This window comes from Paenibacillus sp. MSJ-34, assembly GCF_018918005.1.
Taxonomy (GTDB): domain Bacteria; phylum Bacillota; class Bacilli; order Paenibacillales; family Paenibacillaceae; genus MSJ-34.
Genome location: NZ_JAHLPR010000100.1, coordinates 1 through 4724, shown reverse-complemented (window position 1 = coordinate 4724; position 4724 = coordinate 1). Strand labels below are relative to the sequence as shown.

Below are 4724 nucleotides of genomic sequence, written 5' to 3'. Positions count from 1 at the left end.
CTTGGCAAAAGCGGTCGCTTAAAAACGAGCGTTTCCCGAAAATTCTGCAGGTCTGCCCATTTTTATGACCAATAAACTCCAATTACACATTTTTAAACGTTAAAGCCAGGAATTAACTGCTGCTAGTTGAGGACTCCCTATGAAGCTGGCTTCAAAACGAAATTATGCAAAAGGCTCATGTCGAAAAACGTATTAGTTTGGAACAGGCCTTGCGAATTTTAAGTCCTTCCGAGAGACAAATGCTATACTTGAAATTTTATTGGGAAAGAACCGACAAGGAAATTGCCCGTATATTTGGAGTAACCAGACAGGCTGTAACAAAATCAAAAATCAATTTATTAATCAAGCTTAAAAGTCTTATGGATTGTTAGGCAAGAACACATAAGGTGTCGCGCTCCTCCTAAACATCTCGAGATTAAGACTTACTAAAAAGGAGGAGCATGGAATGCGTGAAATCTTGGAACTGATTCAGTTGGCCCAGCAGGGCGATCAACAAGCAGAAGCTGAGCTTATCGAACGCTATGAGCCTCTTATTAACAAATACTCTCGCTATTATGGTGTGATCAATGAAGACTGCAAGCAGCAACTTATCATTGACTTTATTTTGGCGGTTCGCCGTTTTGATCTTGATCGTTACAAGGATTAGAGAACGGCCGAGCTTTAGAACGTTTATGTTCTATCGCTCGGCTTTTCCTAGGTTTTAAGACATTTTAAACAATTCATTATTGCTTTATTACGCTATACAACGAACCCGCGGCATAAAAAAATGATCCTCTGGTTGCCTTTCAAGTTAAAACTCCCTATTTAACTTATAGGAGAATCGAAAAGTCTCCGCTACCCATTCGATCATTGACAATACCATATGCATATTTCAAGTACTTTCCTTTTGCATCCGTTAAAAAACGGAAAGCGACTGGACGGAAGCGCGAAGACTGCCAGTTCTTACTGGCAAGAGCGATACCTTCTGGCTCCAAATCAACCTGTGGTGGGTTGAATCGCCATGATGTGCAAGAGGGATAATGATACTTCTGCCCGGCCAGCGTCACTGCATTGGGGGCAGCCCGCTCGGACGAGGGGGAGTCTCTGTGAAAAACCGGAGCTATGATGCCGCATTACCAGCGGCAGCTTGAAATGTGTTTATTTTCAGGAAAACACAATTTGATCAGATCTCTTTATGTTCACCGACTAACGATGATTTATACATAACTTTGTAGAGAGGAGATTGCGATGTTGTACAATTCATTCGATACATTGAGTCAAAAAGAAACATATGACTTGCTGTTTCAAAATTTTCCGGATGTAGTCAATGTTGTCCAAATGTGCGAAATGTTGGGCGGCATCAGCACCAAAACTGCCTATAAACTGTTGAGAGTAAATAAAATTGAACACTTCAAAATTGGCAGAGCTTATAAAATACCGAAGATTAACATTCTCCTCTATCTCCAACATATGACTCAACATCATTCCACTTCACACTGTAACGCTTTAGAGCATTGGATTAACCATTGTACTATGTTACACTAGAATCGTCAATGGTAGGAGATTGGGGCTGCTATATCAAGGAGGGACATGGATTGGTAGCAGGCCACCTACAGGAGAAGAAAGGTTATTTCTACATCGTCTTAAATTATAAAGATGAGCACGGTAAAAGGAAAAATAAGTGGATCTCCACCGGATTGCCCGTGAAAGGTAATAAGAAAAAAGCCGAAGCATTGCTTATTGAAGCTCGTAAAAATTTTGAATCTCCTCAGCAAGTAGATAAAGAAAACCTGTTGTTTTCAGACTTCATGCTTCAATGGCTGGAAATGATGAAGCACCAAATTGAAATCACTACTTATGCTTCCTATTCACATGCTGTAAAAGGCAGGATTACGCCTTACTTCAAAGAAACAGGGATTTTGCTTAAAGAACTGCAACCCAAGCACATCCAGGAATTTTATCGATATGAGTTAGAAGTACGCGGCGTTACAGCGAATACAGTGATTCATTACCACGCTAACATTCGTAAAGCACTTCAATATGCGTTCAAAACCGATCTTATTCCGTCGAATCCCGCTGACAAAGTGGAACGCCCGAAAAAAAATAAATTCGTCGGCAGTTTTTATGACAAAGAAGAAATGAACAAGCTGTTTGAAGCAGTTAAAGGCGATCCAATTGAATTAGCGGTATTGCTCGCTGCATTCTACGGGCTGCGTCGAAGCGAAGTGGTTGGGTTAAAGTGGGATTCGATTGATTTCAAAAATAAAACCATTACCATCCAGCATACGGTAATTGAAGTATCCGTCGAAGGAAAATATGTTACCGTGGAGAAGGATCGCACCAAAAACAAATCAAGCCATCGTTCCTTGCCGCTGGTTGTCGCATTCGAAGAATTGTTAATACAACTAAAGGAACAACAAGAACGAGATAGATACCAGTATAAAAATTCTTACTGTACCGACTATCTTGATTATATTTATCTGGACAAGTTGGGGCATCGAATCAAGCCGGGATATATCACACAGCATTTTCCGCTTGTTCTCGAAAGACATAAATTGCGGCGGATTCGTTATCATGATCTGCGACATAGTTGCGCTAGTCTTCTTCTGGCTAACGGAGTGAGCATGAAAGAAATTCAAGACTGGCTGGGGCATAGTGATTTTTCAACAACCGCTAACATATATGCTCATCTGGATGTCAGTACGAAAATTACTTCCGCTCATGCAATGAGCAAATGTTTACAGCTTTAAATAAATAAAAAGTTCCTTGGGTTAGTATATCCCAAAGAACATCACTTATTAATTATGGTGCTGGTGAAGGGACTTGAACCCCCACTCCGTCGCCGGAAGCGGATTTTGAGTCCGCCGCGTCTGCCATTCCGCCACACCAGCATACTATAAAGGTCTCCATCTCTTCCCAAGATAAAGGAGAGAACTACAGGAGAGAACTAACAAACATTGTATCACAAAAACTCAGTTATACCAAGGTTTTAGCGGATTAGTCTTTGACTTACGCTCACGATTTTGAGTCGTTCGCGTCTGCCATTCCGCCACACCGGCATATGAAATTATATGGCGTGCCCTGAGAGATTCGAACTCCCGACCTTTTGATTCGTAGTCAAACGCTCTATCCGGCTGAGCTAAGGGCACATATGATTACTGGTGCGGAAGACCAGACTTGAACTGGTACGGTAGTCACCTACCGCAGGATTTTAAGTCCTGTGCGTCTGCCGATTCCGCCACTCCCGCAATTGGAGAAGATGGAGCGGACGACGGGAATCGAACCCGCGACCCTCGCCTTGGCAAGGCGATGCTCTACCGCTGAGCCACGTCCGCAATTTATGGTGCGCGTAGAGGGACTTGAACCCCCACGGTCGCCCGCTAGATCCTAAGTCTAGTGCGTCTGCCAATTCCGCCATACGCGCAATTTGTTATTGAGTAACTGGTGAGCCATGGAGGACTCGAACCTCCGACACCCTGATTAAAAGTCAGGTGCTCTACCGACTGAGCTAATGGCTCGCGAAAGAATGGCTGGGGATCAAGGATTCGAACCTTGGAATGACGGAGTCAAAGTCCGTTGCCTTACCGCTTGGCTAATCCCCAGTATTGGTAAGAGTATGGGGCGATCGATGGGACTTGAACCCACGAATGCCGGAGCCACAATCCGGTGCGTTAACCCCTTCGCCACGACCGCCATGTCATAAATGGTAATTAGCAAAAATGAACAATAGTGGATGGCGCACATGGTGCCGGCGAGAGGACTTGAACCCCCAACCTACTGATTACAAGTCAGTTGCTCTACCAATTGAGCTACACCGGCATGTTTTGGTACATCATGGTAGCGGCGGAGGGGATCGAACCCCCGACCTCACGGGTATGAACCGTACGCTCTAGCCAGCTGAGCTACGCCGCCGTATCATTATAAAGCTGCTGTCTATGCTCAAGTCTGCGCTGACTGGTCATTTTTCATTCATTATGCTAATAAAAATGGCGGAGCTGACGGGATTCGAACCCGCGTTCTCCTGCGTGACAGGCAGGCATGTTAGGCCTCTACACCACAGCTCCATATATTTGATTGGTTGCGGGGGCAGGATTTGAACCTGCGACCTTCGGGTTATGAGCCCGACGAGCTACCGAGCTGCTCCACCCCGCGATATTGTATATGGTGGAGGCTGACGGGATCGAACCGCCGACCCTCTGCTTGTAAGGCAGATGCTCTCCCAGCTGAGCTAAGCCTCCATGTTAACTGGGGTCCCCGAAAAGTAATCGGAATATGCTTAAACGCCTAACGTTACTTTAGGGATAAAATGGTGACCCGTAGGGGATTCGAACCCCTGTTACCTCCGTGAAAGGGAGGTGTCTTAACCCCTTGACCAACGGGCCATATGGCTCCCCGAACAGGACTCGAACCTGTGACAACTCGGTTAACAGCCGAGTGCTCTACCGACTGAGCTATCAGGGAATATATTGTTATGGTGGGCCCTAGTGGACTCGAACCACCGACCTCACCCTTATCAGGGGTGCGCTCTAACCATCTGAGCTAAGGGCCCGAATCGACAAAGGCAATGTTCACTCTCACAGGAACGGCCTGCGATGTCCAACTTGTTTGGGAAGCTTTCCGCTTGGCAACGTCCTACTCTCCCAGGACCCTTCGGTCCAAGTACCATCGGCGCTGGAGGGCTTAACGGTCGTGTTCGGGATGGGTACGCGTGGAACCCCTCCGCCATCGCCACCAAACGGATTGCT

At 45.7% G+C, this 4724-nt stretch carries 4 protein-coding genes, 16 tRNA genes and 1 rRNA gene; 4 read left to right on the top strand and 17 right to left on the bottom strand.

Annotation, left to right across the window (positions count from 1 at the left end; all coding sequences use genetic code 11):
- Positions 1-164: 164 nt before the first annotated feature.
- From KQI79_RS28425 to KQI79_RS27000, 4 genes are all read left to right on the top strand, one after another.
- Positions 165-371 (top strand): sigma factor-like helix-turn-helix DNA-binding protein, encoded by a 207-nt coding sequence (locus KQI79_RS28425; RefSeq protein ID WP_216541425.1) that lies wholly within the window; start codon positions 165-167, stop codon positions 369-371.
- A 74-nt stretch (positions 372-445) separates the two neighbouring features.
- Entirely contained in the window at positions 446-646 is a 201-nt protein-coding gene (locus KQI79_RS27010; RefSeq protein ID WP_216541424.1) for a helix-turn-helix domain-containing protein, read from the top strand.
- 581 nt (positions 647-1227) lie between these two features.
- Entirely contained in the window at positions 1228-1524 is a 297-nt protein-coding gene (locus KQI79_RS27005) for a helix-turn-helix domain-containing protein (protein WP_216541423.1), read from the top strand.
- Between the two features lie 50 nt (positions 1525-1574).
- A complete protein-coding gene (locus tag KQI79_RS27000) occupies positions 1575-2729 on the top strand; it encodes a tyrosine-type recombinase/integrase (RefSeq protein WP_216541422.1) in 1155 nt (384 codons plus the stop codon).
- Positions 2730-2784: 55 nt separating this feature from the next.
- Here KQI79_RS27000 and KQI79_RS26995 read toward each other — a convergent pair.
- The 17 genes from KQI79_RS26995 to rrf form a co-directional block, all read right to left on the bottom strand.
- Positions 2785-2870, bottom strand: a tRNA-Leu gene (locus tag KQI79_RS26995).
- A gap of 181 nt (positions 2871-3051) precedes the next feature.
- Positions 3052-3128: transfer RNA gene (locus KQI79_RS26990), tRNA-Arg, on the bottom strand.
- A gap of 10 nt (positions 3129-3138) precedes the next feature.
- Positions 3139-3227 (bottom strand) — tRNA-Leu (locus tag KQI79_RS26985).
- Positions 3228-3239: 12 nt separating this feature from the next.
- Positions 3240-3314: transfer RNA gene (locus KQI79_RS26980), tRNA-Gly, on the bottom strand.
- Positions 3315-3320: 6 nt separating this feature from the next.
- Positions 3321-3403: transfer RNA gene (locus KQI79_RS26975), tRNA-Leu, on the bottom strand.
- 18 nt (positions 3404-3421) lie between these two features.
- A tRNA-Lys gene (locus KQI79_RS26970) sits at positions 3422-3497 on the bottom strand.
- A 9-nt stretch (positions 3498-3506) separates the two neighbouring features.
- A tRNA-Gln gene (locus tag KQI79_RS26965) sits at positions 3507-3581 on the bottom strand.
- Positions 3582-3596: 15 nt separating this feature from the next.
- Positions 3597-3672, bottom strand: a tRNA-His gene (locus KQI79_RS26960).
- A gap of 50 nt (positions 3673-3722) precedes the next feature.
- Positions 3723-3798: transfer RNA gene (locus KQI79_RS26955), tRNA-Thr, on the bottom strand.
- A gap of 16 nt (positions 3799-3814) precedes the next feature.
- Positions 3815-3891: transfer RNA gene (locus tag KQI79_RS26950), tRNA-Met, on the bottom strand.
- A 75-nt stretch (positions 3892-3966) separates the two neighbouring features.
- Positions 3967-4043: transfer RNA gene (locus KQI79_RS26945), tRNA-Asp, on the bottom strand.
- An 11-nt stretch (positions 4044-4054) separates the two neighbouring features.
- A tRNA-Met gene (locus KQI79_RS26940) sits at positions 4055-4131 on the bottom strand.
- 10 nt (positions 4132-4141) lie between these two features.
- Positions 4142-4217 (bottom strand) — tRNA-Val (locus KQI79_RS26935).
- 69 nt (positions 4218-4286) lie between these two features.
- A tRNA-Glu gene (locus KQI79_RS26930) sits at positions 4287-4361 on the bottom strand.
- A 3-nt stretch (positions 4362-4364) separates the two neighbouring features.
- A tRNA-Asn gene (locus tag KQI79_RS26925) sits at positions 4365-4440 on the bottom strand.
- Between the two features lie 11 nt (positions 4441-4451).
- Positions 4452-4528 (bottom strand) — tRNA-Ile (locus KQI79_RS26920).
- A gap of 70 nt (positions 4529-4598) precedes the next feature.
- A 5S ribosomal RNA gene (gene rrf / locus KQI79_RS26915) occupies positions 4599-4715 on the bottom strand.
- Positions 4716-4724: the final 9 nt, after the last annotated feature.